This is a genomic window from Anaerostipes sp. CAG:276 (assembly GCF_000432215.1).
Taxonomy (GTDB): domain Bacteria; phylum Bacillota; class Clostridia; order Lachnospirales; family Lachnospiraceae; genus Anaerostipes; species Anaerostipes caccae.
Genome location: NZ_FR889203.1, coordinates 1 through 1,151 on the forward strand (window position 1 = coordinate 1; position 1,151 = coordinate 1,151).

At 41.5% G+C, this 1,151-nt stretch carries 2 protein-coding genes; both read left to right on the forward strand.

The genetic code is table 11. The annotated features are described in order from the left end of the window. A partial coding sequence (rpsB, locus tag QVP35_RS13785) for a 30S ribosomal protein S2 (RefSeq protein WP_288187937.1) occupies positions 1-457 on the forward strand: 457 nt, incomplete at its 5' end. An 18-nt stretch (positions 458-475) separates the two neighbouring features. Continuing rightward, a partial coding sequence (gene tsf, locus QVP35_RS13790) for a translation elongation factor Ts (protein ID WP_442852533.1) occupies positions 476-1,151 on the forward strand: 676 nt, incomplete at its 3' end.

The window sequence follows — 1,151 nt, forward strand, 5'->3', positions numbered from 1 at the left end:
TGTAAACCAGAGATGGTTAGGCGGAATGCTTACAAACTTCAAGACCATCAGAAGCCGTATCGACCGTTTAAAGAAGATCAAAAAGATGGAAGAAGACGGGACATTTGAAGTTCTTCCGAAGAAAGAAGTATTAGAACTTAGAAAAGAAATGGACAAATTACAGAAGAACTTAGGCGGAATCGAAGAGATGAACGAAATTCCGGATATGATCTTCATTGTAGATCCTAAAAAAGAAAATATCTGTGTTCAGGAAGCACATACATTGGGAATTCCTCTGGTAGGTATCGCTGATACAAACAGTGACCCGGAAGATTTAGAATATATCATCCCAGGAAATGATGATGCAATCCGTGCAGTCAAATTGATCACATCTGCAATGGCTGATGCTGTTGTTGAAGCAAACCAGGGAATGGATGCTGCTGATGTGGAAGCAGAAGAGGAAGCTGCAGAAGAATAAGATTTATTTGGAGGAAAAATCATGGCTATTACAGCAGGAATGGTAAAAGAATTAAGAGAAAAAACCGGTGCGGGAATGATGGACTGTAAAAAGGCATTAAACGCTACCGATGGAAATATGGAAGCAGCTGTTGAGCACTTAAGAGAGCAGGGACTTGCAAAGGCTGAAAAGAAAGCCGGACGTATTGCTGCAGAGGGATTAGTAGCTACAAAACTTTCTGATGACGGAAAGAAAGCTGCTATCGTGGAAGTAAACTCTGAGACTGACTTCGTTGCTAAGAACGAACAGTTCCAGACTTATGTTGCAGAGGTTGCCGATCAGGCCCTCACAACAGGTGCGGCAGACATCGAAGCTTTCTTGGCAGAAGAATCTAAAGCAGAAGCTGGAAAGACTGTAAAAGAAGTATTAGACGGAAAAATTGCCATCATCGGTGAGAACTTAAATATCCGCAGATTTGCACAGATGGAATCAGCAGACGGATTCGTTGCTTCTTATATCCACGCAGGCGGAAAGATCGGCGTACTAGTAGAAGTTGAGACAGATGTTGTCAATGACGATATCAAAGAAATGGGCAAAAACGTAGCTATGCAGGTAGCTGCTATCATGCCGAAATATACAAGCAGAGATGAAGTTTCCAAAGATTATATCGATCATGAAACAGAAATCTTAAAGGCTCAGGCTAAGAATGAAAATC